The following is a 25169-nucleotide window of genomic DNA, read 5'->3' on the forward strand; positions in this document are numbered from 1 at the left end:
CGTGCCCTCCCCGTCCCGGCCTTCGGCGGTCCGGCCCACGCCCGACGGCGTGCCCTCCCCGTCCCGGCCTTCGGCGGTCCGGCCCACGCCCGACGGCGTGCCCTCCCCGTCCCGGCCTTCGGCGGTCCGGCCCACGCCCGACGGCGCGCCCTCCCCGTCCCCGCCGAAGACCGCCGCGCGGACGGCCGCCACCCCCCAGCGTTCCGCCGGGGTGTCCGCCCGGAGCCCCAGGACGGCCGGGGCCAGGCGGCGGGCGGTGGTGCCGGTGCGGGCGGCGAGGGTGAGCCAGCGGGTCAGGCGTTCGGTGACGGGGCGGGCGTGGGGGAGGTCCTCGGGGAGGAGGGGGTCGTGGCCGGTGGCGAGGAGGAAGAGGAGGCCGCCGAGGGCGTACAGGTCGACGGCGGGGTCGGCGACGCACGTGCCGTCCGTGACGAGGCTGAGCCGGCCCGGGCCCTGTTCGGGGGCGCGGTAGCCGGGGGTGCCGGCCGCGCCGGCGTGCCGGCCGGTCTCGGCGGCGAGTTCGAGGTCGACGAGCCGCAGGCCGCCGTCGGGCCGCACCATGACGTTGCCGGGGGAGAGGTCGCGCAGGACGAGTCCCTCCGCGTGCACCCGCTCGACGAGGTCGAGCAGGGCCCGGGCCATCGGTCCGGCCTCGGCCCAGTCGACGTCGGGGCTGCCGTCGCGCCGCAGGCGGGTGGCGACCCAGCTGCCCAGCGGTTGCCCGGCGATTCGTTCCTGCACCAGGAAGACCGAGTCGTCCTGCTCGATGAGTTCTATCGCGGCCGGTGCCAGGCCGCGCCCGGCCAGCCGGGTCAGGAGGGCGGCCTCGTGCCGCAGCGCGTAGCGGGCGTCCGTTCCGGCGCGGTCGACCTCGATGTGGGCGCGGGCCTGCTTGACCACGACCTCGGCGCCGCTCGCCGCTTCCCGGCCGAGGAACACGCCGCCCTTGGTGCTGTGCCGCACGGCGGACGTGATCGCGTACCGCCCGGCGAGCAGCACGCCGCCGGCCCGCTTCCTGGGCGACGGCGTCGCGGGCCCCAAGGGCAGGGCGAACGGGTCCCGCACCCACCCCGGCGCCCGGTACGAGGCCCCGCGGACGTCCACCGCCCGCTCCCCGTCCGGCCCGCGCAGCACCGACCGGTACTCCCCGTCGTTGCCGAGCTCGGCGCGTGCCGCGAACGCGCCGTAGCGGTAGTGCACCCGGCTGCCGGGCCGGTACGGCCGGTCGGAGAGCACGACGGGTCCGGGCAGCCCGTCCGTCGCGCGGTCGAGCGCGGCGGCGAGGCGCCGGAACTGGCCGTCGTCCGCCGGGTAGACGGTGATGAACTTGCCCGCCGAACCGCGGTCGCCGTTGCGTGAGTTGAGCTCCCGCAGCCGCTGCTCCCCGGCCGCGAACTTGAAGGTGCACGGGTCTTCGGCGACCACCCGCACGACGGCCGCGAGCACCGCCTCTCCCACCGCCGAGGCCGCGCTGACGTGCAGCTTCCAGCCCTGCCCGGGTAAGGGTGACGACCCGGACGGCCTGGCCGTGCACCAGAAGCCCCCGGCGGTGACCTCCCAGTCCCCGCCGCCCTCCCGGCCTCCGGTGCCGGCCAGCGCCGCCCGCGTCGCCTCCGGCCACGGACCGGCCGCGTCCGGCCCGCCGGTCACCGGGCCCGGGCCCCCGGCCGTACGCAGCGATGTGCCCGCCCCCATCATCCGCATCCACATCCCTTCGTATCGGCCGCCGCCCACGGGTGCGTGCTGCTCGTGGCAGCCCCTCGCTACGGCCCCTCGTTGCAATTCCTCATGAGGGGCGATGAGCCCAACCCCTGGTGCGGCGGGCTCCGGCCCGCGCCGACGGAGTGCGATCCCGACCTCGGGCCGGGGCAACTGCCGTTCGCAGAACTGAAGTTACTTTCGAGGCGGGAGAGGCTCAACGCACAGCCGGTCACTTCACTCATAAGGGTGATCCAGCACGGGTTTCGAATTCGTGCGAAGGGCACGGTGTGAGCAACGCGCGCCCGGCGCACCGGCGTGCGCGGCCCGCGCCCCCGGCGCCCGGGGGGTGCGAGCGGCGGATCGTGGCGGGTCGACGAGCATCCGTGCGCGGGTGGCACCCATGTACGCCGGCCGAACCCGCAGCCCGGGCCCGGGGGACCCCCCGACCGCCCCCGAGACCGAGCGGCCGGGGCCCGACCGCCCCCGCGCGCACGGTAGTCTCGACAGGTGCCGAAACTGTCCGACGTCATCACCGCACTCGAAGAGGTCTACCCGCCGCAGTGGGCGGAGTCCTGGGACGCCGTCGGCCTGGTCTGCGGCGACCCCGAGGCCGAGGTCGGCCGCGTCCTGTTCGCCGTCGACCCCGTGCAGGCCGTCGTGGACGAGGCCGTGGAGTGGGGCGCCGACCTCGTCGTCACCCACCACCCCCTCTACCTGCGCGGCACCACCAGCGTCGCCGCCACCACCTTCAAGGGCCGGGTGGTGCACACGCTGATCCGCAACGGCATCGCCCTGCACGTCGCGCACACCAACGCCGACCACGCCGACCCCGGGGTCTCGGACGCCCTCGCCGAGGCCGTCGGCCTGACCGTCACCGGTCCGCTGGTGCCGGACCCGACCGACCCGCTCGGCCGCCGCGGCGGCGGGCGGATCGGCCTGCTGGAGCCCCCGCTGACCCTCGCCGCCTTCGCCGAGCAGGTCGCCAAGGGCCTGCCCGCCACCGCCGCCGGCGTCCGCGTCTCCGGCGATCCGGACCGGCTGATCAGCCGGGTCGCGGTGTGCGGCGGCTCCGGGGACGGCTTCTTCGCCGAGGTCCGGGCGGCCGGCGTGGACGCCTACGTCACCGCCGACCTGCGCCACCACCCGGCGTCCGAGGCCGCCGAGGCGGCCCCGGTCGCGCTGGTCGACGCCGCGCACTGGGCCACCGAGTGGCCCTGGCTCACCCTGGCCGAGCGGGCCCTGCGGGCCGCCGCCGACCAGCGCGGCTGGGCCGTGGAGACCAAGGTCTCCCACCGGGTCACCGACCCGTGGACCGCGCACGCCCCCATGTCCTTCCCCGCCTGACCCGATTCACAGGAGCTCTCCGCTTGAACGCCGCGCCCGCCGACCAGATCCGCCTGCTCGACCTCCAGGCCATCGACTCCAAGCTCGACCAGCTGGCCCACCGGCGTCGCAGCCTGCCCGAGCACGCCGAGATCGAGAAGGCCACCGCCGACCACACCGCGCTCAAGGACCTGGTCGTCGCCGCCCAGGCCCAGCAGGGCGACACCGCCCGCGAGCTGACCAAGGCCGAGCAGGACGTCGAGCAGGTCCGCGCCCGCTCCGCCCGCAACCAGCAGCGCCTCGACTCCGGCGCGATCACCTCGCCGAAGGACCTGGAGAACCTCCAGCACGAGATCGGCTCGCTCGCCAAGCGCCAGGGCGACCTGGAGGAGGTCGTGCTCGACGTCATGGAGCGCCTGGAGAGCGCCCAGACCCGCGTCACCGAGCTGACCGCCCGCCTGGAGCACTCCACCGTCGTCCTCACCGAGGCCGAGGGCCGCCGGGACGCCGCCTTCGCCGAGATCGACACCGAGGCCGACAAGGTCAAGCGCGACCGCGAGACCGTCGCCGCCGTCGTCCCGGCCGACCTCATGAAGCTCTACGCCAAGCTGCGCGAGACGCAGGGCGGCGTCGGCGCGGCCCGCCTCTACCAGCGCCGCTGCGAGGGCTGCCGCACCGAGTTCTCCATCACCGAGTTCAACGCCATCAAGGCCGAGCCGGCCGACAAGGTGGTCCGCTGCGAGAACTGCTCGCGGATCCTGGTCCGCACCGCCGACTCGGGCGTCTGATCCGGTGGCGGCGCGCTTCATCGTCGAGGCGGACGGCGGGTCCCGGGGCAACCCGGGGCCGGCCGGCTACGGCGCGGTCGTCCGCGACGGCGACACCGGGCAGATCGTCGCCGAGGCCGCCGAGTTCATCGGGCACGCCACCAACAACGTGGCCGAGTACAAGGGCCTGATCGCCGGGCTCCGGGCGGCGCGCGAGCTCGACCCGGACGCCACGGTGGACGTCCGGATGGACTCCAAGCTCGTCGTCGAGCAGATGTCCGGGCGCTGGAAGATCAAGCACCCCGACATGCAGCCGCTCGCCGCCGAGGCGAAGACCGTTCTCCCGCGGGGCCGCGTCACCTACACCTGGATCCCGCGCGAGCGGAACAAGGACGCCGACCGGCTCGCCAACGAGGCCATGGACGCCGGCAAGGCGGGCCGCCAGTGGGAGCCCAGGAAGCCCGCCGCGGCAGCGCCGGCCGCGGCGGTCGTCGCCGAACCGCCGCTGGAGACCGCGGCCCCCAAGGCCGGCTGGGCCGCCCCGGCCGACCTCGGCACCCCCACCACCTTCGTGCTGCTGCGCCACGGCGAGACCGCGCTCACCCCGGAGAAGCGCTTCTCCGGCAGCGGCGGCAGCGACCCGGAGCTCTCCGAGAAGGGCCGCTGGCAGGCCGAGCGGGCCGCCGAGGCGCTCGCCGCGCGCGGCAGCATCCAGGCGGTCGTCGCCTCCCCGATGCAGCGCACCCGGCAGACCGCCGAGACCGTCGCGGCCAGGCTCGGCCTGGAGGTGCGGTACGAGGAGGGCCTGCGCGAGGTCGACTTCGGCGCGTGGGAGGGCCTGACCTTCGCCGAGGTGAGCGAGCGCTACCCGGACGACCTCACGGCGTGGCTCGGCTCGGCCAAGGCCAAGCCGACCGGCAGCAGCGAGAGCTTCACCACGCTCACCCACCGGGCAGGCGTCGCCCGCGACAAGATCATCGCCCGCCACCCCGGCCGGACGGTCCTCGTCGTGTCGCACGTCAGCCCGATCAAGACGCTGGTCCGACTGGCCCTCGGCGCCCCGCCGGACTCGCTGTACCGGATGGAGCTGTCGGCGGCCTCGCTGTGCGCCGTCCAGTACTACGCGGACGGCAACGCGTCGGTGCGGCTGCTCAACGACACGTCGCACCTGCGCTGACCCGACCGTGAGGCGGGGCACGGGCCCCGCCTCACGCCGTCAGTGCACGGGCGCCGCCTCACGCCGTCAGTGCACCTCGGTGACGACGACGTCCAGCTGCCACGGCTTGCGGGCCGTGCCCTCCGCGGCGAGCTCCACCCGGTGGCCCAGCTCCAGCAGGGCGTCCATCAGCTCGGCGGGGGTCTTCGGCTCGGCGCCGGCCACCAGGAGGTCCCGGACGAGCCGGCCCTTCGTCGCCTTGTTGAAGTGGCTGACGACCGTGCGCTTGCCGTTCCGCTCCTGGAGCACCCGGACGGTCGCCGTGCGCGAGGCCACCTCGCCGGCCGGCTTCCACGCGGCCGCGTACGCGGAACTGCGCAGGTCCAGCACCAGCCCGTCCGCGACCTCCGGGAGCACGGGGGCCATCGCGCTCCGCCAGTACGCCCCGAGTGCCCCCAGGCCGGGGAGTTTCACGCCCATCGAGCAGCGGTACGGCGGGATCCGGTCGGCGATCCGCACGGCGCCCCACAGCCCGGAGAACACCAGCAGCGAACGCTCGGCCCGGCCGTACGCGGCCTCGTCCAGGGTGGCCAGGCCCAGGTTGTCGAACAGCACGCCGGTGTACACCTCGCCCGCCGGCCGCACCCCGGCCGACGGCAGCCCGGCGTTCCGCGCGATCTCCCCGCGCAGTCCCGGACTGAGCCCGAGCACCTCGGCGGCGGTGTCCTCGTCCCCCCGGCACAGCGCGACCAGCGCCTCCAGTACCTCGGCCCGCGCCGTCGTCAGTCCCGCCAACGACAACCGGTCGAGCACCACCGGCCCTCCGTCCCCGGACGCGGCCTTCCCCTCCGAGGGCGGCAACAGCACCAGCACAGCGGACTCCTCAACACTTTGTGGCAACCGAACCCCGCCACCCTACTGCGACGGCTCCCCGGCACCCGCCCGCGCGACCACGGCCGCCCCGGCACCGAGGGCCAGGCAGAGCGGCGAGTAGTACCGGGTGTTCAGCCGCGTGAACCGCTCCGAACGCTCGACGACGTTCCCGAACAGCGCCAGCCCGCCGATCCCGCGCGCCAGCATCACCCCGGACACCGCCCGCACTCCGGCCCGCCGCAGCCGCCGCGGTCCCACCGGCGGCAGCGCGCCGGCCTCGGCCGCCACCAGGTACGCGGCCGTCCCGAGCAGTCCCGCCACCGCGAGGCAGGCGGTCGCCGGCGGCAGCTCATCGCCCGCGCCGACCAGGGTGTCCGCGAACTCCTCCGGCGTCCGCAACGGCCACGGCGCCACCGCCCACACCGCGTGCAGCGCCCCGACGCCCGCCAACGCGGCCGACACCGCCACCCCGGTCGCCTTCACCGTGCTCATCACCGGACCCCCTCCACGTTCGACCACCTGCCCCAACTCTACGAACCCTTACGTCCGTTGACCGCCGGCCGTCCGACCGGGCCGTGGCCCGCCGTTCGGCTGTTGTCGCCCGTGGTGCCGGGGGCCTTTCGGTGGGGGTGGCGGGTGTCGGTCGGCTGTCCGCCCGCGCGCTGTTCCGTGGCCCGCCGTTTGGCTGCTGTCGCCCGTGGCGCCCGGGGCCTTTCGATGGGGGTGGCGGGTGTGGGTTGGCTGTCCGCCCGCGCGCCGTTCCGTGGCCCGCCATTCGGCTCCTGCGCCCTGCGCCTGCCCAGGGGGAACAGCGGGGGGAATTCGGTGGGGGCAGGGGTCCACCGGCCGTTACGGTGGGTGGCGAAGGAGAGTGAGTGAGATGTCCCTGCGACCCCTGGACCTGGTGCCCGGCGAGGATGACGACGCCGTGGAGGAGTCCCTGTCCGTGCGGCTGCCCGCAGACCTGCCGGTGGAGACGCGGCAGGCGCTGGAGTTCGCGCTGCGCGCCGCCGCGCAGGCCGTGATGGCCGGGCGGGTGCGGGTCACCGAGGGGGAGGGCGGGGGCGACACCGCCGAGCTGGCGTTCGAGGTGCGGCAGTCCGACGTGCCGGAGGGCCTGACGCGACCCGGCCGGGCCGAGCGTCGCGCGGCCATGGTGGCCCGCATCCGCGCGGCCAACGCCGAGACGCTGGAGAGGCTGAAGGACCTGTGACCCGGCCCACCGGGCCCACGGAGTTCCTGGACCTCGACGACGTCACCTACCTCGCCGGCGGCCCGGAGAACATCCGCGACCTCGGCGCCCTGCTGTCCGCCCTCGGCCGCCCGCAAGCGAGCCTGTTCGGCGCCGACGCCTACCCGGACCTCTGGACCAAGGCCGCCGCGCTCGGTCAGAGCCTCGCCCGCAACCACCCGCTGGTCGACCGGAACAAGCGCACCGCCTTCGAGGCGATGCTGCTGTTCCTGGACTACAACGGCGAGTCCTACACCGACCCGCACCCGGACGACGCCGTCGCCTTCGTGCTGCGCCTGGCCACCGGCGGCTACGACGACTCCGTCTCCCTCGCCGCCGCCGACCTCAGGAAGCTCCTGGGTCGCTGAGGCCGTCGAGGCCGCCGAGGCCACCGAGGCCGACGAGGTCACCGAAACCCGGAGGTCACCGAAACCCCGGAGGGGGCCACCGGGGCCGCCGAGCCTCCGTCCGGAATCACCCGATTCGCCCTACGCTGACGTGCATGCCACGCCGAAAACTGCGCGTCAAGGCCGCCGACTCCGCCCGGATCAACGCGGAACTGGCCGAGCTCAGGACCCGACTGGAGATCCACGCCGAGTGGCCGGAGGCGGTGCTGGCCGAGGCGGAGGAGGCGGCCGAGCGGCCCCGGATGCCCGAGTACGACGCCACCGACCTGCCGCTGTTCACGGTCGACCCGCCCGGCTCCCGGGACCTCGACCAGGCCATGCACCTCACCCGCCGCCCGGGCGGCGGCTACCGGGTGTACTACGCGATCGCCGACGTCGCGGCCTTCGTCCGTCCGGGCGGGGCGATCGACGCCGAGGCCCGCCGCCGGGTCGAAACCCTGTACTTCCCGGACCACCGCATCCCGCTGCACCCCACCCGGATCTCCGAGGACGCCGCCAGCCTCCTGCCCGGCGAGCCCCGCCCGGCGCTGCTGTGGCAGCTGGACCTGGACGCGGACGGCGGGGTCGTGCTCGCGGACGCGCGCCGCGCCGTGGTCCGTTCGCACCGCCGCCTGGACTACGCGGCCGTCCAGCGCGCCGTCGACCTGGGCGGGGCCGACGAGCAGCTGGCCCTGCTCGCGACGGTCGGCGGGCTGCGCGAGGAGCAGGAGCGGGCGCGCGGCGGGATCAGCCTGCCGGTGCCCGAGCAGGAGGTGGAGGAGACCCTGCACGGGTACGTCCTCGGCTATCGCGCGCCCGGCCCGGCCGACGGCTGGAACGCCCAGATCTCGCTGCTCACCGGCATGGCCGCCGCGGAGATGATGCTGGACGCGGGCGTCGGCCTGCTGCGCACCCTGCCGGCCGCGCCCGCCTCCGCGTACGCGCGGCTGCGCCGGATCGCCGCCGCCCTGGACGTGGCCTGGCCGGAGGGCCTCCCGTACCAGGAGCTGATCCGCTCGCTGGATCCGGACGTGCCGCTCAACGCCGCCTTCCTCAACGAGTGCACCGGGCTGCTGCGCGGCGCCGGCTACCACGCGTTCGACGAGTCCCGCGGCCTGCCCGCCCCCGCCGATCCGGGCCACGCGGCGCTGGCGGCGCCGTACGCGCACTGCACGGCGCCGCTGCGCCGGCTCGGCGACCGGTTCGCCCAGGAGGTGTGCGCGGCGGTGGCCGCGGGGGAGGACGTGCCGGACTGGACGCGTGAGGCGCTGCCCGGCGTGCCGGCGCTGATGGCGAGCGGGGACCGCCGTTCGGCCGAGGTCGAGCGGGCGTGCGTGGACCTGGTGGAGGCGGAGCTGCTGGCGGGCCGGGAGGGCGAGGACTTCACGGCGGTGGTGATCGACGTGGACGAGAAGCGGCCGGCCTCGGGCACCGTCCAGCTGCGCGAGCCGGCCGTCCGGGCCCGCTGCGACCGGCCGGTCGGCCCCGAAGCGGTCGCCCCCGGTGCGGTCCCGGCCCCGCTGCCGCTCGGCGGGCTGATCCGGGTGCGGCTGGCGGCGGCCGATCCGGCCACCCGGACGGTCCGCTTCGCGGCCCTCTGAGCCGCCCGGGGGCGGGCGGGGGTGGGAGGATCGTGCCGTGTCCGAACCCTCCGCCCCCACCGCCCCCGCCGATCAGGGGCGCCGCCGGCGCCTGCTCGTGCTGGCGATCTGCTGTCTGAGCCTGTTCATCGTCGGCCTCGACAACACCGTGGTGAACATCGCGCTGCCCGCGATCCAGCACGACCTCGACGCCCCGGCGTCCGGCCTGCAGTGGATCATCGACGCGTACACCCTCGTGCTGGCCTCGCTGCTGATGCTGTTCGGCTCGGTGGCCGACCGCTTCGGCCGCCGCCGGGTGTTCAAGATCGGTCTGCTGTGCTTCGCGCTCGGCTCGCTGCTGTGCAGTCTGGCGCCGAGCCTGGAGTGGCTGGTGGCGTTCCGGGCGCTCCAGGCGGTCGGCGGGTCGATGCTCAACCCGGTCGCGATGTCGATCATCACCAACACCTTCACCGACCCGGCCGAGCGGGCCCGGGCGATCGGCGTGTGGGGCGGGGTGGTCGGCATCTCGATGGCGATGGGGCCGCTGCTCGGCGGGTTCCTGGTGGACGGCGCCGGGTGGCCGTCGATCTTCCTGATCAACGTTCCGGTCGCGCTGGTCGCCGTGGCGCTGACCATCCGTTACGTCCCCGAGTCGCGCGCCCCGCGGCCGCGCCGGCTGGACCCGGTCGGGCAGCTGCTGATGGTCCTGCTGCTGGGCTGCGGCACCGCCGCCATCATCGAGGGCCCCGGCAACGGCTGGACGTCCCCGCTGATCCTGGCCCTGGCCGGGGTCGCGGTGGCCGCGCTGGTCGCCTTCCCGCTGTGGGAGCGGCGGGTCGCCGAGCCGCTGGTCGACCCGCGCTTCTTCGCCAGCCCGCCGTTCACCGGCGCCACCGTCACGGCGGTGTGCGCGTTCGCCGGGCTCGGCGGCTTCCTCTTCCTCAACACCCTCTACCTGCAGGACGTCCGGCACTACGGCCCGGTCGAGGCGGGCCTGTGGACGCTGCCGATGGCCGGGATGATGCTGGTCTGCGCGCCGCTGTCCGGACGGATCGTCGGCGGCCGCGGCCCGCGCCTGCCGCTGGTCGCGGCCGGGCTGGGCCTGGCCGCGAGCGGCCTGCTGCTCACCCGGCTGACCGCGGACTCCCCGGCGGTGCTGCTGCTCGTCGCGTACGCGCTGTTCGGCTTCGGCTTCGGCATGGTCAACGCGCCGATCACCAACGCGGCCGTCTCCGGCATGCCGCGGGCCCAGGCGGGCGTGGCGGCGGCCGTCGCGTCGACGAGCCGGCAGGTCGGCCAGTCGCTCGGGGTGGCGGTGATCGGGACGGTGGTGACCTCGGCGGTGGTCGGCCCGGTGGCCACGGGTTTCGCGTCGGCCAGCCACGCCGGCTGGTGGATCCTGGTGGGTCTCGGCGGTGCGATCCTCGCCCTCGGCCTGGCCACCACCTCGGCCCGGGCGACGGCGGCCGCGGCCCGGGTCGCCGCCCGGCTCGGCGGGGATGCGCCGGCGGTCCGGACCGGAGTACGGCAGGCGCCGCCCGAGCGGCTACGATGACCACTACGGCGGAAGAGCCGGCCGGGCGGTCGCGACGGGTCCCAGACCCGCCGAGGAACGTCCGGGCTCCACAGAGCAGGGTGGTGGGTAACGCCCACCCGGGGTGACCCGCGGGACAGTGCCACAGAAAACAGACCGCCCGCCGTTCTGCGGCGGGTAAGGGTGAAACGGTGGTGTAAGAGACCACCAGCGACCGGGGTGACCCGGCCGGCTCGGTAAACCCCACCTGGAGCAAGGTCAAGATCGGTGCCTCCGGGCGCCGTGCGCGAGTGTTCGAGGGCTGCTCGCCCGAGCTCGCGGGTAGACCGCACGAGGCTGTCGGCAACGGCAGCCCTAGATGGATGGCCGTCTCCCCGGGCCGCGCAAGCAGCCCGGGTGACAGAACCCGGCGTACAGGCCGACTCTTCCGCCCCCATGCAGCCGAAGGCCCTCCGGGCCGCGCGAGAAGCGCGGGCCGGAGGGCCTTCGTCGTGCCGGGGTCCGACTAGGCCGGGTGGGCGCCGACGGCGTCGCGGATCTGCTCGCCGAGGCCGCCGTTGACGCGGGCGCAGTTGGCGCAGCAGAAGAACATGCCGGCCACCTCGACGCCGTGGCCGACGATGCGCACGCTGCACTGTTCGCAGCGGGGCGCGAGCTTCTCCATCGCGCACTCGAAGCTGTCGAAGGTGTAGGTGTCGCCGGTGACCGTCTTGATCTCGAAGGCGAGCCAGTAGTCGTTGCCGCAGGTGACGCAGATGGCCATGGCGGCCGTCTCCTTCCGGTGGGGCCGGCCCTGGCGGGGCGGCTGCCTCCAGTGTCGAAGGGGCGGACGGCCGCGGCCACTCGGCGGCACCGTCAGGCGGAGCGGTCGGCCAGCTCCGTCAGGGCCCGGACGGCGCGTTCGGCGTCGTCGGCGCCGACGAACAGGTGGTCGTGGTGGAAGCCGGCCACGACGTTGCAGCTGATCCCCTCCTCGGCGAGCCGGCCGGCGACCGCCGCCGTCAGTCCGACGGCCTCCAGCGCCGAGTGGATCTGCAGGGTGATCCAGGCGGCCACGTACTCGTACCGCAGCCCGAGGGCGTCCGCCTCCTCCTGCGGGAGCACCACCGTCACCCCTTCGGGTTCGGCGACGGTCACCACCGGCCGCATTCCGGCGGGCACCTTCGCGGGCAGCGTGCAGTAGACGTACCGCCCCGGGTTGAGCAGCGGGCGCATGCCGCGCAGCAGCGTCGAAAGATCGCGTTCTCCGGCCATGCCCGTCACCGTAGCGGCTGGACGGGAGCCGACCGCTGCGCTCGGCGGCCGTGTCGGGTGTCGGTATCCGTTGACGAGCGACAGTCACCGATATATCGTCGAACTATCGAGACAGTTACTCGACTGTTTCGCCGAACCACAGGAGGTGGGCGCCATGCGCTCAGGAATGCGATTTCGTGGAGAGGGCCCCCGCGGCGACCGGCGTCGCGGCCCGGGCCCGGAGTTCGAGGGGATGCCGGGGGAGGGCTACGAGCGCCGCGCGGCGTTCGGCGGCTTCGGTCCGCCGTTCGGCGGCGGTGGCCCCGGCCGCCCGATGGGCGGTCCGTTCGGGCACGGCTTCGGCGGGCGCGGCGGCCGGCGCGGCGGCCCGCACGGGCGGCGCGGGGGCCGGGCGCGGCGCGGGGACGTCCGTGCCTCGCTGCTGGCGCTGCTCAAGGAGCGGCCGATGCACGGGTACGAGATGATCGCCGAGATCACCGAGCGGACCGGCGGGGCCTGGCGGCCGAGTCCGGGTTCGATCTACCCGAACCTCCAGCTGATGGAGGAGGAGGGCCTGATCGTCGCGGAGGTGATCGGCGGCAAGCGGCTGGTCTCGCTCACCGAGGCGGGCCGGGCCGAGGCCGAGGCGGGGGCCGCGGAGCCGTGGGCGGAGGCCGGCCGGGAGGTCGACTGGGAGGCCGTCCAGGAGGTCGGCCAGGCGCTGGCCGCGGTCGACCAGGCGATCCGTCAGGTCATGGCCACCGGCTCGGAGGGGCAGCGCACCAAGGGCCTGGCGGTGCTGACCGAGGCCCGCAAGAAGCTGTACCTGATCCTCGCCGAGGACGAATGACCGAGGGCGAATGACCGGGGACGACTGACCGAGGTGCCCGACCGTCGCCGGGGGGAAGCGGGCGGTGCCGCTGTTCGGGGGCGGGCCCGGGAGCGGGCTCAGCCGCGGATCGTGAACAGGGCCACGCAGGAGAGCAGCAGCACCGCCCACGCGAACCAGAGCCAGCCGTCGGGCCCGATGACGACGGTGTAGAGGCTGATCACGACCAGCAGCGCCGCGGTGACGCCGGCCACCTGCCGGTTGTGGTGCGCGATGGCCTCGGTCCTGCTCCTGGGGTGCCGCACGGTTCTCGCCATGGCCGTCCTCCCGGGGAGGCTGCGGAGGGGCGCGGCCCGTGCGGACGTCAGCCGGACGCGCGCTCGGTGGCCGCCTCGTCGTACTCGTAGCGCCAGAACCAGCGGGTGCCGTGCACCTGCTTGGACCGGACGTACACCAGTGTGCGCGCGGGGGTGTCGCCGTGCGCGGGGACCGGCACCTTGTACTTCTTGGGCACGCCGAGCATCATCCCCACCTCGATGGGGAGGACCTGGCCGTCCATGGGGCCGCCGACGAATTCGGTCTCCGCTTTCACCCCACCAGGGTCTCACCTCCGGGCGGGTGACGTTACGGCGGACCACCGGAGGGGGCCTTGTGGCCACTGCGTGCCGGGAGTGTGACCGGCGAGGCACCGCCCCCGGTCATCCGAAGGGCCCGCGCACCCTTATCCTTCCTGTTACGCCCTCGGGGTCCACCCGGGTCAGCGGGCCCCGTGCGGGCCGGGCGAGGCGCGGATCGGCGTGCTCTCCCGGCCTTCGAGCCGCAGCCCGAGCGCTGCCGCGACTCCGTACCGTGACCCGGGCGTCGGCCGTCCGGTGACCCCGGCTCCGGCCGGCAGGGCGTGGACGGCAAGGCCGAGCACCGACCCGGGAAGCAGCGGGGGGCGCCGTGCGTTGCGTCGGAGAGGTACGTCGAACGCTGTGTCGCACCAGGCACGGCAGCGCGCGGAAGGGGCCCGATGGAAGCCGGCAGCAGGTGGACGACCTGGTGGCAGAAGCGTGACCGTGAGCGGGCCCGTCCGGGCGACGCGGACACTCCCGCCGCCCGACTGGATCAGCTGCTCGGCGCCGTCCGCGCCGGTTTCCCGCTCGCACCCGCGGCCCATCCGGCCGGCTACCGATGTTCGTGCGACCGGGTCGCCTGTCCGGCGCCCGCCCAGCACCCGGTGTCCTTCGCCTGGCAGACCCAGGCCACCACGGACCCGGAGCAGCTGGCCCGCTGGCTCTCCCGCGACCCGCACGCCAACTTCGTGACCGCCACCGGCCGCGCGCACGACGTCCTGGACGTCCCGGCCGAGGCCGGGCGGCTCGCCCTGGAGCGGCTGACGGCGCTCGGCGTCGAGGGCCCGGTGGCCGCCGTCGGCGAGGACCGCTACCTGTTCTTCACCGCCACCCGTGGCACCCCGCAGGACGAGGACGAGTGGTGGCCGAGCGCGCTCGACTCCACGCCGGACACCATGTCCGAGCACCCCGGCCTGCGCTGGCACTGCCGCGGCTCGTACACGCTGCTGCCGCCGGCCGCGCTGCCGGACGGCTCCCAGGTGCGGTGGCTGCGCGGGCCCGAGCTGTCCCTGCCGGACCCGCTGCGCGTCCTCGACGTGCTGACGGACGCCTGCACCGAGGTGGGCGCCGTGGCCGAGGAGCAGTGGCTCATCGGCTGACGACGCCCACCGGGGCGGGGCGCCGCGGCGTGGGTCACGGCAGGGTCAGGACCTCCGCGCCGTCCGCCGTGACCACCAGGGTGTGCTCGAACTGGGCGGTGCGCTTGCGGTCCTTGGTGACGACGGTCCAGCCGTCCGGCCAGATCTCGTAGTCGTAGGTGCCGAGGGTGAGCATCGGCTCGATGGTGAAGGTCATCCCGGGCTTGATCACCTCGGTGGCCCGCTCGCTGTCGTAGTGCGGGATGATCAGGCCGGAGTGGAACGACGTGTTGATGCCGTGGCCGGTGAAGTCCCGCACGACGCCGTAGTCGAAGCGCTTGGCGTAGGACTCGATGACCCGGCCGATCACGTTGATCTGACGGCCCGGCTTGACCGCCTTGATCGCCCGGTCGAGCGACTCCCTGGTCCGCTCGACCAGCAGCCGGGACTCCTCGTCCACGTCGCCGACCAGGTAGGTGGCATTGAGGTCGCCGTGCACGCCGTGGATGTAGGCGGTGGCGTCGATGTTGACGATGTCGCCGTCCTGGAGCACGGTCGAGTCCGGGATGCCGTGGCAGATCACCTCGTTGATCGAGGTGCAGACGGACTTGGGGAAGCCCCGGTAGCCGAGGTCGGACGGGTAGGCGCCGTGGTCGCACATGTACGCGTGGGCGACGGCGTCCAGCGCGTCGGTGGTGACGCCGGGCGCGATCAGCGCGGCCGCCTCGGCCATCGCCTGCGCGGCGATCCGGCCCGCGATTCGCATCTTCTCGATCGTCTCGGCGGTCTGCACCTCGGGCCCGGTGTACGGCGTCGGCGCGGGCTTGCCGACGTACTCGGGGCGCGCGATGTGCGCCGGGACCTTGCGGGTGGGGGACTGGGTGCCGGGTACGAGAGCCATGCGGCGAGTCTATCGGCCGGGCCCCGGGCGGCCGGGAGGTGTGCGGAGCGGCCCCGGCCGGGGAATGATCGGTAGCGGACCGTCCGCCGTCGTACAGGAGACCGCCATGCCCCTGGGATTCCACCGCAAGCCGACCGGCAAGCCCGGCGAGTGGTTCTACTGCATCAAGCACAACAAGGTCGAGGAGGGCCCCGAGTGCCCGGCCAAGGACCGCCTCGGCCCGTACGCCACCCGCGACGAGGCGGCGCACGCCCTTCAGCTCGTCGAGGAGCGCAACCGCGAGTGGCGCAACGCGTCGGACGACAAGCCGGAGGGCGGGGCGGAGCGACAGGCCGAGTGACGGCTCGTCAGGGGGCTGCCGCCGCCGCCCGTTCGCGCTCCGCCCGTTCGCGCTCCGCCCGTTCGTGCCCGGCCCGGACGGCGGCGGTGTTCGGGTCGGTGCGGTCGTCGTACCGCAGCAGGCCGGGGAGCGCCGCGGCGACGGCGACGACGGCGAGGACGCAGGCCGCCCCGCCGGTCCAGACGGAGGCCCGGACACCGATCAGGCCGGCCATCGTGCCGGCCCGGACCTGCCCGAGCTGCGGGCCGACCGAGTAGCTGAGCAGTTCCACGCCCGCCATCCGGCCGCGGACCTCGTCCGGGATGGACTGGTTCCACATGGTCGAGCGGGCGACGCCGCTGATCTCGTCGGCACCGCCGGCCAGCGCCAGGCCGAGCAGGACCACCCAGACGTTGCCGGCCAGGCCCGCGAGCGCCATCGCCGCACCCCAGCCGACGGCGGCGACGACCAGCAGGCGGCCGTGCCGGTGCACCCGGGAGGTCCACCCGCTGGTCGCGCCGACCAGGAGGGCGCCCGCGGCGGAGGCCGCGTACATCGGGCCGAGCGCCCAGTCGGCGCCCAACTCCGAGGCCAGGAACGGGAAGACGGCGACGGGGAAGGCGAACAGCATCGCGCAGAGGTCGATCGCGTACGTGCCGAGCAGGTCCTTGCGGCTCCACGCGTACCGGAGCCCGGTGAACACGGCCTGCAAGGTGGGGCGTTCGGCGTCGCTCGCGGGCGGCACGGCGCGGATCCGGGCGAGCAGCAGGAGCGACACGGCGAACGTGAGGACGTCGAGCGCGTACGCCGTCCGTACCCCGGCGAAGGCGACGGTGACGCCGGCCAGTGCCGGGCCCGCCACCGAAGCGACGTTGCGGTACAGGGATTTGAGGGCGAACGCGGCGGCCAGCTGGTCGTGCCGGACGATCCGCGGGACGAGCGAGTCCAGCGCCGGGCGCTGGAGGCCGTCGGCCGCGGCGACCAGCGCGGCGACCGCGTAGACCGGCCAGAGCAGCGGGTGCGGCAGCAGCGCGTTGAGCAGGAGCAGCCCGGCCAGCAGGCCGAGCCCGGCCTCGGACAGCAGCACCAGCCGGCGCCGGTCGAGGGCGTCGGCGAGCGCGCCGCCCCAGAGCCCGAAGACGATCAGCGGGACGAGCTCGAAGGCGCCGACCAGGCCGACCGCGAAGGACGAACCGGTGAGGTCCTTGATCTGCATCGGCACGGCGACGTAGGTGAGGAAGCTGCCGAAGCTCGTCACGCAGCCGGACGTCCAGAGCAGCCGGAAGTCGCGGGAGGAGCGCCAGGGCGAGAGGTCGGGGCGCAGCGAGCGCAGCAGGGCGCGCAGCCGGCCGGTATGGGGTGGTTCGTCGTCGTTCACGAACGACCATCCTCGGACGGCCGTTCCGGGTGCCGCAACGGGTTTTCCCGGCCGCCGGGGCGGGGCCTACCAGCGGCCGATCGTCGGGGGCGCGGCGAGCCGGGCGGCCAGGTCGGCGAGCCGGCCGAGGGCCGAGCGGCGGGGCGGGGGCTGCGCGGCGGCGGCGCTCACCAGGTGCTGGGCGAGGTCGAAGGGCTCTTCCGCGCCGGTGCCGACGGCCAGCCGCTCGTGCGCGAGCGCGCGGAGGTCGTCGAGTCCGTCGGGGCCGTCGAGCCGGTCGGGGCCGTCGAGTCCGCGGAGGTCGTCGAGGCGGGCGAGCCCGCCGGGATTCGCGAGCCCGCCCGGCCCGCCGGCCGCGGCGCCGCCGTCCAGCGCGAGCACTGTCGCGCCGCCCCGGCGGGCGTCCCGGACACGCTCCAGCAGCGGCGCGCCGACGGTCCGCGGGGCGACCACCAGGACGGTGGCGCCGCGCCGGGCCCCGCTGAGCCGCCCGAGGCCGTGCGCCAGGTGCGCCGGGGCGCCGGCCGTCGGGCCGTGCCGCAGCAGGGTGGGCGCCAGCCGGGGGACGTCCGACCAGGCGGCCTCGTCGTCCAGATGGGCGGCCAGGTGCCAGGGCTCGTACGCCTCGGTGCCGACCAGCAGCAGCTCGCCCGCCCCGCGCCGGGACACCGAGCGGCGCAGCGCTCCGGCGAAGCCGCCGACCGCCTCCAGCCAGCCGGTGCCCGCCAGCCGCTCCCGGAGTGCCGAAACTCTCACCGCGTCCATGGGCCTCAGAATGTCCGCCCGGCCGGGGATTTGGCAGGATCGGCCCATGACTTCCCTCGATTCAGCGACAAACCCGGCCCGTGAGCTGCCGGACGTCTCGCAGCTGGTGGTCGGCGTCCTCGGCGGCACCGGCGACCAGGGGCGCGGGCTGGCCCTGCGACTGGCCAAGGCCGGCCAGCAGGTGATCATCGGCTCGCGCGACGCCGCCCGGGCCGAGGCCTCGGCCGCCGAGCTGGGCCTCGGCGTGCGCGGCGCCGACAACGCCGCCGTCGCCCGGGAGAGCGACATCGTGATCATCGCCGTCCCGTGGGACGGGCACGCCGCGACCCTCACCGCCCTGCGCGAGGAGCTGGCCGGCAAGATCGTCGTCGACTGCGTGAACCCGCTCGGCTTCGACAAGCAGGGCGCCTACGCGCTCGTCCCGGAGGAGGGCAGCGCCGCGCAGCAGGCCGCCGCGCTCCTGCCGGACTCGCGGGTCACCGCCGCGTTCCACCACCTGTCGGCGGTGTTGCTCCAGGACGAGTCGGTGGAGCGGATCGACACCGACGTCATGGTCCTCGGCGACGAGCGGGCCGCCACCGACGTCGTGCAGGCGCTCGCCGAGCGGATCCCCGGCATGCGGGGCATCTTCGCCGGCCGGCTGCGCAACGCCCACCAGGTCGAGTCGCTGGTGGCCAACCTGATCTCGGTCAACCGCCGTTACAAGGCGCACGCGGGCCTGCGGATCACCGACGTCTGAGCACGTCCCGCCGTGTCGGCCTCACCCCTGGACCCGGTCCGGAGGTGAGGTCGGCGACAATGGGGGCCGGCCGCCGGGCAGATCCCTTCCGGCCGGCCCGCCGTCCGCGCCCGAGGAGCCGCCCGCCATGCCCCGCACGTCCGTCTTCGCCCTGATCGTCGTCGTCCTCGCACTGGCCGCCGCCGTCGTCTCGCTGACCCAGGGCTTCTGGCTGGGCCTGATCTGGATCCCGCTGGCGGGCGTCGCGAGCAACGTCCTGTGGATGAACCGGCGCCGGGCGAAGCTGGCCGCCGCCCAGGCCGCCGAACAGGGCTAGTTCTTCCGGCCGGGCTAGTTCTTCCAGAAGCTGAACAGGGCGCGGCCGAGCGCCGCGTAGGTGGAGTTCACCCCGAACAGGTCCATCACGTCGTAGATGATCCCGAAGAAGAACGAGTTGACCTGCGGCTGCCACAGCAGCGCGAACACGGCCAGCATCCCGTACGGGGCGAACGGCTCGACGGCGCGGCGCGCGTTGTACGACAGCCAGGGCTCGATGATCCCGTAGCCGTCCAGGCCCGGCACCGGCAGCAGGTTCAGCAGCGCCGCGCTGAGCTGGAGCAGGCCGAGGAAGCCCATGCCGGCTTCGAGGGCCGTCATCTGGTCGCCGCTGAACGCCAGGTGGTAGGACGGTACGTCGCTGTTGTGCAGCCACCCCGCACCCACCGGGATCAGCAGCACCGCGGCGCAGACCAGGTTCACCAGCGGCCCGGCCGCCGAGATCAGGCTGTGCTTGAGCCGCCCCTGGATCCGGTGGCGCTCGATCCAGACCGAGCCGCCGGGCAGGCCGATGCCGCCGAGGATCACGAACACGATCGGCAGCACGAAGCTGAGCAGCACGTTCGCGTACTTGAGCGGGTTGAGCGTCAGGTAGCCCTTCGCGCCGACGCTGATGTCGCCGCCGTGCAGCGCGGTGCGCGCGTGCGCGTACTCGTGCAGGCAGAGCGAGACCATCCAGCCCGCGACGACGAACAGGAACACCCCGAACGAGGCGTTGCCGTAGCCGGCGTACACCGCCCAGCCGGAGGTGCCCAGTACGGCCAGGAGCACCCAGAACACCGGGCTGATCCGGCGGTCGTCGCTGCGCGAGCGCTGCGTTGCGGCGAAGGTCATGGTGTGGTGCTCCGGGGGTCAGGGGGGTGGAACGGGGCGAGCGGACGGCGCACCGATCATGCCGGGCGCGCCCGTGACCGGACAAGCCGTCCAGGGTGAACGTCCGGCGCCCTCGTCCGGGTTCCGGGGGCTTCCGTGGGTGCCCGGACAATTGTGCGCCCCCGCGACCGGACATCGACCAGAATGGTCCGGTGCACTACGGCATCCTCGGAACCACCACGGCCCATCACGACGACGGCACGCCGGTCCCGCTCGGCGGTGCCCGGCTGCGCGCGCTGCTCACCGCCCTGGTCCTGCGCGAGGGCCGTCCGGTGCCGGCCGACCTCCTGGTGGACGAGGTGTGGGACGCGGAACCACCGCAGGACGCCTCCGCCGCCCTGCAGACCCTGGTCGGCCGGCTGCGCCGCACCGTCGGCCGGGACGAGATCGGCTCCGGTCCCGCCGGGTACTGGCTGACCGGCCCCGCCACCGACCTCGCCGAGTTCCGCCGGCTCTCCGCCGAGGGCCGCCGCGCGCTGGACGCCCGCGACCACGCGCTCGCCGCCGAGCGGCTGCGGGCCGCCCTCGCGCTGTGGCGCGGCCCCGCGCTGGCCGACCTGCCGGACCGGGGCCCGGCCGCCCGGCTGGAGGCCCAGCGCGACGAGGCCCGCCGGCACCGCATCACCGCCGAGCTCGGGCTCGGCCGGGCCGCCGACCTGGTCGCCGAGCTCACCGAGCACTGCGAGCGGCGCCCGCTGGACGAGCCCTGGCAGTACCTGCTGCTCCGCGCGCTGCACGGGAGCGGCCGGACGGCCGAGGCGCTGCGCCACTACGAGCGGACCAGGCGCGCCCTCGCGGACGAGCTCGGCGTCGACCCCGGTCGTCAACTCCAGGACCTCCACGCCGAGTTGCTGGTGCCGGAGGAGGCCGTGCCACCGCCCAGGGCGCCCGCGCGCGCCGTCGTCGCCGGGAACCTGCGCGGTCGGCTCACCAGCTTCGTCGGCCGTGAGAGCGATCTCGCCGCCCTGCGCGAGGCGCTGACGACCGGCCGGCTGACCACCCTGACCGGCCCCGGCGGCTCCGGCAAGACCAGCCTCGCGATCGAGGCCGGCCGCGCCGAACTCGCCGCCGGCCGCTGGCCGGAGGGCGTCTGGGTGGCCGAACTCGCCCCGCTGGAGAGCCCGGAGGCCGTCCCCGCCGCCGTGGTCTCCGCGCTCGGCCTGCGCGAGACCGTCCTGCACACCGGCAGCATCGTCGCCGAGGTGATCGACAAGCGCGCCGAGGACCCGCTGAGCCGGCTGGTCGAGCACTGCGCCCACCGCCGGATGCTGCTCGTCCTCGACAACTGCGAGCACCTGATCCAGGCCGCCGCCGACCTCGCCGCCACCCTGCTCGTCGAGTGCCCCGGCCTGACCGTGCTCGCCACCAGCCGCGAGCCGCTCGGCGTGCCCGGCGAGACCGTCGTGCCGGTCGAGCCGCTGCCCGCCCCCGTCGCGCTGCGGCTGCTCGGCGAGCGGGCCGCCGCCGCCCGTCCCGGCTACGACCCGGGCAGCGAGCCGGAGGCCTGCGCCGAGATCTGCCGCCGCCTGGACGGCCTGCCGCTCGCCATCGAGCTCGCCGCCGCCCGGCTGCGGGTGATGACGGCCCGCCAGATCGCCGACCGCCTGGACGGCCGGTTCGGCCTGCTCACCGCCGGCAGCCGCACCCTGCTGCCGCGCCAGCAGACCCTCCGCGCGGTGGTCGACTGGAGCTGGGACCTCCTCGGCAAGCGCGAACGGGCCGTCCTGCGGCGGCTGTCGGTGTTCGCCGGCGGCTGGCGACTGGAGGACGCCGAGGCGGTCTGCGCCGACGGCGTCGAGGTGACCCGCACCGAGGTCGCCGACCTGCTGCTCTCCCTCGTGGACAAGTCCCTGCTGGTGGCCGACCTCGGCGACGGGGACCTGCCGCGCTACCGGATGCTGGAGACCATCCACGAGTACGCGGAGGAGCGCCTCGCCGAGGCCGTCGAGAACGCCGAGACGGAGGGCCGCCACCTCGCCCACTTCCGCGAACTGGTCGCCACCGCCGACCTGAGCATCCACGGCCCGCAGCAACTGCACTGGCTGGCGGTGCTGGAGCGCGAGCAGGACAACATCCGGGCCGCGCTGCGCCGCGCGGTCGACCGGCGGGACGAGGAGCAGGCCCTCGCCCTCGCGCTCGGCATGAGCTGGTACTGGTCGCTGCGCGGCTACAGCCTGGAGGCCCGCGGCTGGTACACCGCGATCGCCGCGCTCGGCCCCGACCCGTTCGACCCGGCCGGACCGGCCCCCGTGCCGTTGGAGCACAACGTGCTCGCGTACGGCGTGCCGATGCCCGAGGGCGTCGTCGAGGAGGCCCGCCGGCTGCTCGCGATGTACCGGCTGATCGGGCTGTTCGAGGGGAACCTGGAGGTGCTCGGGGACCAGGAGGCGATCGCGGTCTCGCAGCACCTGCTGGAGGTGTTCGGCCCGGGGCTGCCGCAGTCCTACCGCTTCCCGGCCCTGATGCGGGTGTTCGGCGCCTTCCTGGCCGGCCGGCTGGAAGTGATGAAGGACCTGATGGACGACGCCGTGCGCGGCTGCGAGGTGCACGGCGGGCTGACCGACCTCGCGTTCGTCCTGCAGATCCGGGCCAAGGTGATGAACGACTGGCCGGGCGGGGCCGAGCAGGGCGTCCTCGACGGCGAGCGGTCCCTGGCGCTGTACCGGGAGGCCGGGGACCTCTGGGGGATCTCCCAGGCGCTGGCCGCCCGCGGCGAGGCGCTGGCCAACTCGGGTGAGCCGGAGGAGGCCGCGGCCGCGTACGAGCAGGCGATCGAGCTGGCCGAGGTCCTGGGCGCGCCGCAGGAGGTGCCGATCCTGCGGGTCAACCTCGGCGCCGCGCTGCTGGAGCGGGACATGGAGCGCGGCGAGCGGATCATCCGGGAGACCATCGACGGCCTCGACCGGACGAGCCCGAACCACTCCGTCAGCGGCGCCTTCCTGTTCGGGCACCTGACGCTCTGCGGCATCCACGCCCAGCGCGGGGCCTACGACCGGGCGCTGACCGAACTGGACCAGCTGGACGGGACCCGGGTGGGCGGCTTCAGCCCTGGTGTGGTGGCCGGTCTGCTCACCACCGCCCGCGGCTGGATCATCGCCCGCGCCGGCCGGCCGGAGGAGGGGCTGGCCCTGCTGCGCGAGGGCCGCCGGCTGCTCACCGCGATGGAGGGTGCGACCGGCTTCGCCGAGCAGATGACGGTCATGGTGGTGCCGGCCGTGGTCGGCGTGCTGCGGTCCTTCGCCGAGCGGGACGCCGACCTCGTGAAGGCCCGCCTGGGTGCCGTGCTGCTCGCGGCCCACAACGGGATGAACGGCCCGAAGGGCGGCTACCTGGACCGCGCCGAGCGCGAGCGCTCAGGAGCCGCCCTGCGGTCCCTGCTGGGCGACGAGGCGTTCGAGGCCGCCTGCGCCGAGGGCCACGGCATGACCCCGCAGCAGACGCGCGCCGTCCTGGACGAGCTGATCGGCTAGGGCCACGGCACCAGGGACGGCGATCCCGCCTCCACCGGAGGCGGGATCGCGGGCGGTCCGCCCCCCCCCCGCGGCGGGCCGGCCGCCGGCCGTCACACCCGCTTGCGGAACCGCGCCACCGCGAGCGGGGCGAAGATCGCGGTCGACGCGGCGGACCAGATCAGCACGATCATCACCGGGTGGGCCACCGCCCCCTCGCCGTTGAGCAGCGCGCGGGAGGCGTCGGCCAGCGCGGACAGCGGGTTGACCTTGGTGAAGGCCTGCAGCCAGCCCGGCATCGTGCTGGTCGGCGCGAAGATCGAGCTGCCGAACTGCATCGGCATCAGGACCAGCATGGAGACGCCCTGGACGGCCTGGGCGCTGCGCAGCGACATGCCCAGCAGCATCGAGATCCAGACGATCGACATGCCGAACACCAGCGACAGGCCGATCGCGGCCAGCAGCTCCGGCACGCCGGTCTTCAGTTCGAAGCCGAGGATGAAGGCGAAGGTCAGCAGGATCGCGGAGGAGAGCAGGGCCCGCAGCGTCTCCGCCACGATCTTGGAGAGCAGGACGGAGGCCCGGCCGATCGGCAGGGTGCGGAAGCGGTCCATCACCCCGGTCTGGAAGTCGGTGTTCAGGCCGGTGCCGACGGCCAGCGCCAGCGTCATGCCGGTCTGCCCGAGCAGTCCGGGGATCATGAACTGCTTGTACTTGTCCTGGTCGCCGGCGAACACGGCGCCGCCGAAGACGTAGACGAACAGCACCGTGAAGACGATCGGCATCAGCACGGCGTCGAACATCGACTCCGGGTCGGCCTTGATCCGCATCAGGTTGCGGCGGGTCAGCGCGCCGATGTGGCGCAGGGTGCCGGCCAGGCCGATCCGGGTGTCGTCGGCGCCGGAGTCCTCGACCCGGGCGGGGGCGAGCGTGGCGGTGGTCATGCGGCGGGCTCCTTGACGAGGCCGGCGGCGGCCGTGGTGGCCGCGTCGGCGGTGGGCTTGCCGGTGATGGCGAGGAAGACCTCGTCCAGGCTGGGCACCTTGGTGTCGATGCCGGCGATCGCGAAGCCGCGTCCGCCGAGCACCCCGATGACGGTGGTGAGCTGCTGCTCGTCGACGAGCGGTACCGCGAGCAGGCCGTCGTCGGGGGAGAAGGTGGCGGAGGAGATGCCGTTCTCGTGCAGGCAGCGGGCCATCTCCGGCAGCTCGGCCGGGTGGGCCGGGCGGACCTGGAGGATCCGGCCGCCGACCTTGGCCTTGAGCTCGGCGACGCCGCCGTTGGCGATCACCCGGCCGCGGTCGATGACGGTCAGCTCGTTCGCGAGCTGCTCGGCCTCCTCCATGTACTGGGTGGTCAGCAGCACGGTGCTGCCCTCGGCGACCATCCGCTGCACCTCGTCCCAGACCTCGTTGCGGGTGCGCGGGTCCAGGCCGGTGGTGGGCTCGTCCAGGTAGAGCACCCGGGGGCGGCCGATCATGCTGGCGGCCAGGTCGAGGCGTCGGCGCATGCCGCCGGAGTAGGTCTTGGCGATCCGCTTGGCGGCCTCGGTGAGCGAGAAGCGCTCCAGCAGCTCGGTGGCGCGGGCCTTGGCCTCACGGCCGGGGAGGTCGAGCAGCCGGCCGATCAGGTAGAGGTTCTCGTAGCCGGAGAGCAGCTCGTCCACGGAGGCGTACTGGCCGGTCAGGCCGATGGTGCGGCGCAGCTGCTTGGGCTGGCGCAGGACGTCGTAGCCGCCGACGAACGCGGTGCCCGCGTCCGGCTTGATCAGCGTGGACAGGACCCGCACCAGGGTGGTCTTGCCGGCGCCGTTGGGGCCGAGCAGGGCGCGGACGGTGCCTTCGGCCACGGTGAGGTCGACCCCGTCGAGGGCCTTGGTGTCACCGAAGTGCTTGACGATGCCGCGGACCTCGACGGCGTTGCCCGCGGCGACGGCTTGCCGGGAGCCGGGCCGGTCGTTCGGGGCGGTGGCGATTCGTGTCATGCCCCGAAGGGTGTCCGGCCCGGCTGTCAGCGGGCTGTCATCGCGGGGGAGGGCCCGGCGCGGCGCTGTCACCCCGCTGTCACGGGCGGCCGGGCGTGACAGCGCCGCCGGTGCGGGCCCCCGGAAACGGCTGCGGC

General features: G+C 74.7%; 25 protein-coding genes, 1 other RNA gene and 1 pseudogene. 14 read left to right on the forward strand and 13 right to left on the reverse strand.

The features are described from left to right. Window positions 1-1704 (reverse strand): annotated as a pseudogene (locus tag ACFXDE_RS38370) (hypothetical protein); the annotation flags it as partial. 504 nt (window positions 1705-2208) lie between these two features. Here ACFXDE_RS38370 and ACFXDE_RS38375 point away from each other — a divergent pair. From ACFXDE_RS38375 to ACFXDE_RS38385, 3 genes are read left to right on the forward strand one after another with little or no spacing between them, the layout of a single operon-like run. Next, window positions 2209-3045, forward strand: a complete 837-nt coding sequence (locus tag ACFXDE_RS38375) for a Nif3-like dinuclear metal center hexameric protein (protein ID WP_380443396.1) — start codon at window positions 2209-2211, stop codon at window positions 3043-3045. A 23-nt stretch (window positions 3046-3068) separates the two neighbouring features. Then, entirely contained in the window at window positions 3069-3812 is a 744-nt protein-coding gene (locus ACFXDE_RS38380; protein WP_380498969.1) for a zinc ribbon domain-containing protein, read from the forward strand. Between the two features lie 4 nt (window positions 3813-3816). Next, window positions 3817-4968 (forward strand): bifunctional RNase H/acid phosphatase, encoded by a 1152-nt coding sequence (locus ACFXDE_RS38385; RefSeq protein WP_380498970.1) that lies wholly within the window; start codon window positions 3817-3819, stop codon window positions 4966-4968. Window positions 4969-5034: 66 nt separating this feature from the next. On the opposite strand, the gene yaaA is transcribed toward ACFXDE_RS38385, so the two are convergent. Continuing rightward, the gene (gene yaaA, locus ACFXDE_RS38390; RefSeq protein WP_380498971.1) at window positions 5035-5820 is read right to left on the reverse strand and encodes a peroxide stress protein YaaA; all 786 of its coding nucleotides are present in this window, start codon (window positions 5818-5820) and stop codon (window positions 5035-5037) included. 42 nt (window positions 5821-5862) lie between these two features. Continuing rightward, window positions 5863-6312, reverse strand: coding sequence for a DUF3995 domain-containing protein (locus ACFXDE_RS38395; protein ID WP_380498972.1), 450 nt, complete (start codon window positions 6310-6312; stop codon window positions 5863-5865). A 388-nt stretch (window positions 6313-6700) separates the two neighbouring features. Here ACFXDE_RS38395 and ACFXDE_RS38400 point away from each other — a divergent pair, with 388 nt between their 5' ends. The 5 genes from ACFXDE_RS38400 (at window position 6701) to rnpB (ending at window position 10981) form a co-directional block, all read left to right on the forward strand. Then, entirely contained in the window at window positions 6701-7033 is a 333-nt protein-coding gene (locus tag ACFXDE_RS38400; protein WP_380443406.1) for a hypothetical protein, read from the forward strand. Continuing rightward, on the forward strand, window positions 7030-7419 hold the full coding sequence (locus ACFXDE_RS38405; RefSeq protein WP_380443408.1) for a type II toxin-antitoxin system death-on-curing family toxin: 390 nt from the start codon (window positions 7030-7032) through the stop codon (window positions 7417-7419). Before ACFXDE_RS38400 ends, ACFXDE_RS38405 begins: the two co-directional genes overlap by 4 nt. Window positions 7420-7553: 134 nt before the next feature. Beyond that, on the forward strand, window positions 7554-9038 hold the full coding sequence (locus ACFXDE_RS38410) for an RNB domain-containing ribonuclease (RefSeq protein ID WP_380498973.1): 1485 nt from the start codon (window positions 7554-7556) through the stop codon (window positions 9036-9038). Window positions 9039-9075: 37 nt separating this feature from the next. Next, window positions 9076-10572, forward strand: coding sequence for an MFS transporter (locus ACFXDE_RS38415; RefSeq protein ID WP_380498974.1), 1497 nt, complete (start codon window positions 9076-9078; stop codon window positions 10570-10572). A gap of 13 nt (window positions 10573-10585) precedes the next feature. Beyond that, an RNA gene (gene rnpB / locus ACFXDE_RS38420) (RNase P RNA component class A) lies at window positions 10586-10981 on the forward strand. A gap of 75 nt (window positions 10982-11056) precedes the next feature. Here the strand turns inward: rnpB and ACFXDE_RS38425 are convergent. Together ACFXDE_RS38425 and ACFXDE_RS38430 are read right to left on the reverse strand one after the other, a co-directional pair. Then, window positions 11057-11314 carry a Prokaryotic metallothionein gene (locus ACFXDE_RS38425; RefSeq protein WP_359961560.1) on the reverse strand — a complete coding sequence of 86 codons (258 nt, stop codon included), beginning with the start codon at window positions 11312-11314 and terminating at the stop codon, window positions 11057-11059. Window positions 11315-11406: 92 nt separating this feature from the next. Continuing rightward, complete coding sequence (locus ACFXDE_RS38430) at window positions 11407-11805, reverse strand: ACT domain-containing protein (RefSeq protein WP_380443414.1); 399 nt, start codon at window positions 11803-11805, stop codon at window positions 11407-11409. Between the two features lie 154 nt (window positions 11806-11959). Between ACFXDE_RS38430 and ACFXDE_RS38435 the strand changes: the two genes are divergently transcribed. Then, on the forward strand, window positions 11960-12634 hold the full coding sequence (locus tag ACFXDE_RS38435; protein WP_380498976.1) for a PadR family transcriptional regulator: 675 nt from the start codon (window positions 11960-11962) through the stop codon (window positions 12632-12634). Between the two features lie 98 nt (window positions 12635-12732). On the opposite strand, the gene ACFXDE_RS38440 is transcribed toward ACFXDE_RS38435, so the two are convergent. After that, window positions 12733-12930, reverse strand: a complete 198-nt coding sequence (locus ACFXDE_RS38440) for a hypothetical protein (protein WP_380498977.1) — start codon at window positions 12928-12930, stop codon at window positions 12733-12735. A gap of 47 nt (window positions 12931-12977) precedes the next feature. Further along, window positions 12978-13205, reverse strand: coding sequence for a hypothetical protein (locus tag ACFXDE_RS38445; protein ID WP_380498978.1), 228 nt, complete (start codon window positions 13203-13205; stop codon window positions 12978-12980). 423 nt (window positions 13206-13628) lie between these two features. Between ACFXDE_RS38445 and ACFXDE_RS38450 the strand changes: the two genes are divergently transcribed. Next, a complete protein-coding gene (locus ACFXDE_RS38450; protein ID WP_359961575.1) occupies window positions 13629-14330 on the forward strand; it encodes a bifunctional DNA primase/polymerase in 702 nt (233 codons plus the stop codon). A gap of 34 nt (window positions 14331-14364) precedes the next feature. On the opposite strand, the gene map is transcribed toward ACFXDE_RS38450, so the two are convergent. Continuing rightward, window positions 14365-15210, reverse strand: coding sequence for a type I methionyl aminopeptidase (gene map / locus ACFXDE_RS38455; protein ID WP_380443421.1), 846 nt, complete (start codon window positions 15208-15210; stop codon window positions 14365-14367). Between the two features lie 106 nt (window positions 15211-15316). On the opposite strand from map, the gene ACFXDE_RS38460 reads away from it, so the two are divergent. Further along, entirely contained in the window at window positions 15317-15550 is a 234-nt protein-coding gene (locus ACFXDE_RS38460) for a hypothetical protein (protein WP_380443423.1), read from the forward strand. A 7-nt stretch (window positions 15551-15557) separates the two neighbouring features. On the opposite strand, the gene ACFXDE_RS38465 is transcribed toward ACFXDE_RS38460, so the two are convergent. Continuing rightward, on the reverse strand, window positions 15558-16907 hold the full coding sequence (locus ACFXDE_RS38465) for an MFS transporter (protein WP_380498979.1): 1350 nt from the start codon (window positions 16905-16907) through the stop codon (window positions 15558-15560). A 66-nt stretch (window positions 16908-16973) separates the two neighbouring features. After that, the gene (locus ACFXDE_RS38470; RefSeq protein ID WP_380498980.1) at window positions 16974-17672 is read right to left on the reverse strand and encodes a hypothetical protein; all 699 of its coding nucleotides are present in this window, start codon (window positions 17670-17672) and stop codon (window positions 16974-16976) included. Between the two features lie 46 nt (window positions 17673-17718). Between ACFXDE_RS38470 and npdG the strand changes: the two genes are divergently transcribed. Both npdG and ACFXDE_RS38480 read left to right on the forward strand, forming a co-directional pair. Next, window positions 17719-18411 (forward strand): NADPH-dependent F420 reductase, encoded by a 693-nt coding sequence (npdG, locus tag ACFXDE_RS38475; protein ID WP_380498981.1) that lies wholly within the window; start codon window positions 17719-17721, stop codon window positions 18409-18411. Between the two features lie 127 nt (window positions 18412-18538). Continuing rightward, the gene (locus ACFXDE_RS38480; RefSeq protein WP_380443431.1) at window positions 18539-18727 is read left to right on the forward strand and encodes a hypothetical protein; all 189 of its coding nucleotides are present in this window, start codon (window positions 18539-18541) and stop codon (window positions 18725-18727) included. Window positions 18728-18741: 14 nt separating this feature from the next. On the opposite strand, the gene ACFXDE_RS38485 is transcribed toward ACFXDE_RS38480, so the two are convergent. Then, window positions 18742-19560, reverse strand: a complete 819-nt coding sequence (locus ACFXDE_RS38485; protein ID WP_380443433.1) for a site-2 protease family protein — start codon at window positions 19558-19560, stop codon at window positions 18742-18744. 191 nt (window positions 19561-19751) lie between these two features. Here ACFXDE_RS38485 and ACFXDE_RS38490 point away from each other — a divergent pair, with 191 nt between their 5' ends. Then, complete coding sequence (locus ACFXDE_RS38490) at window positions 19752-23069, forward strand: BTAD domain-containing putative transcriptional regulator (protein WP_380498982.1); 3318 nt, start codon at window positions 19752-19754, stop codon at window positions 23067-23069. Between the two features lie 92 nt (window positions 23070-23161). Here the strand turns inward: ACFXDE_RS38490 and ACFXDE_RS38495 are convergent, their stop codons facing one another. Both ACFXDE_RS38495 and ACFXDE_RS38500 read right to left on the reverse strand, forming a co-directional pair. Further along, window positions 23162-23992, reverse strand: a complete 831-nt coding sequence (locus ACFXDE_RS38495) for an ABC transporter permease (protein WP_380443437.1) — start codon at window positions 23990-23992, stop codon at window positions 23162-23164. Beyond that, entirely contained in the window at window positions 23989-25032 is a 1044-nt protein-coding gene (locus tag ACFXDE_RS38500; RefSeq protein ID WP_380498983.1) for an ATP-binding cassette domain-containing protein, read from the reverse strand. The genes ACFXDE_RS38495 and ACFXDE_RS38500 overlap by 4 nt, the downstream gene beginning before the upstream one ends. Between the last annotated feature and the right edge of the window lie 137 nt (window positions 25033-25169).

The organism is Kitasatospora sp. NPDC059408 (assembly GCF_042751525.1).
In the GTDB taxonomy this organism is placed as follows: domain Bacteria; phylum Actinomycetota; class Actinomycetes; order Streptomycetales; family Streptomycetaceae; genus Kitasatospora.

Coding starts and splice junctions, on each gene's coding strand:
- ACFXDE_RS38440 (WP_380498977.1), bottom strand. CDS start 12,930: ATGGCGAGAACCGTGCGGCACCCCAGGAGCAGGACCGAGGCCATCGCG.
- ACFXDE_RS38435 (WP_380498976.1), top strand. CDS start 11,960: ATGCGCTCAGGAATGCGATTTCGTGGAGAGGGCCCCCGCGGCGACCGG.
- ACFXDE_RS38400 (WP_380443406.1), top strand. CDS start 6,701: ATGTCCCTGCGACCCCTGGACCTGGTGCCCGGCGAGGATGACGACGCC.
- ACFXDE_RS38480 (WP_380443431.1), top strand. CDS start 18,539: ATGCCCCGCACGTCCGTCTTCGCCCTGATCGTCGTCGTCCTCGCACTG.
- ACFXDE_RS38395 (WP_380498972.1), bottom strand. CDS start 6,312: ATGAGCACGGTGAAGGCGACCGGGGTGGCGGTGTCGGCCGCGTTGGCG.
- ACFXDE_RS38425 (WP_359961560.1), bottom strand. CDS start 11,314: ATGGCCATCTGCGTCACCTGCGGCAACGACTACTGGCTCGCCTTCGAG.
- map (WP_380443421.1), bottom strand. CDS start 15,210: ATGGCTCTCGTACCCGGCACCCAGTCCCCCACCCGCAAGGTCCCGGCG.
- ACFXDE_RS38410 (WP_380498973.1), top strand. CDS start 7,554: ATGCCACGCCGAAAACTGCGCGTCAAGGCCGCCGACTCCGCCCGGATC.
- ACFXDE_RS38495 (WP_380443437.1), bottom strand. CDS start 23,992: ATGACCACCGCCACGCTCGCCCCCGCCCGGGTCGAGGACTCCGGCGCC.
- ACFXDE_RS38500 (WP_380498983.1), bottom strand. CDS start 25,032: ATGACACGAATCGCCACCGCCCCGAACGACCGGCCCGGCTCCCGGCAA.
- npdG (WP_380498981.1), top strand. CDS start 17,719: ATGACTTCCCTCGATTCAGCGACAAACCCGGCCCGTGAGCTGCCGGAC.
- ACFXDE_RS38470 (WP_380498980.1), bottom strand. CDS start 17,672: ATGGACGCGGTGAGAGTTTCGGCACTCCGGGAGCGGCTGGCGGGCACC.
- ACFXDE_RS38430 (WP_380443414.1), bottom strand. CDS start 11,805: ATGGCCGGAGAACGCGATCTTTCGACGCTGCTGCGCGGCATGCGCCCG.
- ACFXDE_RS38485 (WP_380443433.1), bottom strand. CDS start 19,560: ATGACCTTCGCCGCAACGCAGCGCTCGCGCAGCGACGACCGCCGGATC.
- ACFXDE_RS38450 (WP_359961575.1), top strand. CDS start 13,629: ATGGAAGCCGGCAGCAGGTGGACGACCTGGTGGCAGAAGCGTGACCGT.
- ACFXDE_RS38460 (WP_380443423.1), top strand. CDS start 15,317: ATGCCCCTGGGATTCCACCGCAAGCCGACCGGCAAGCCCGGCGAGTGG.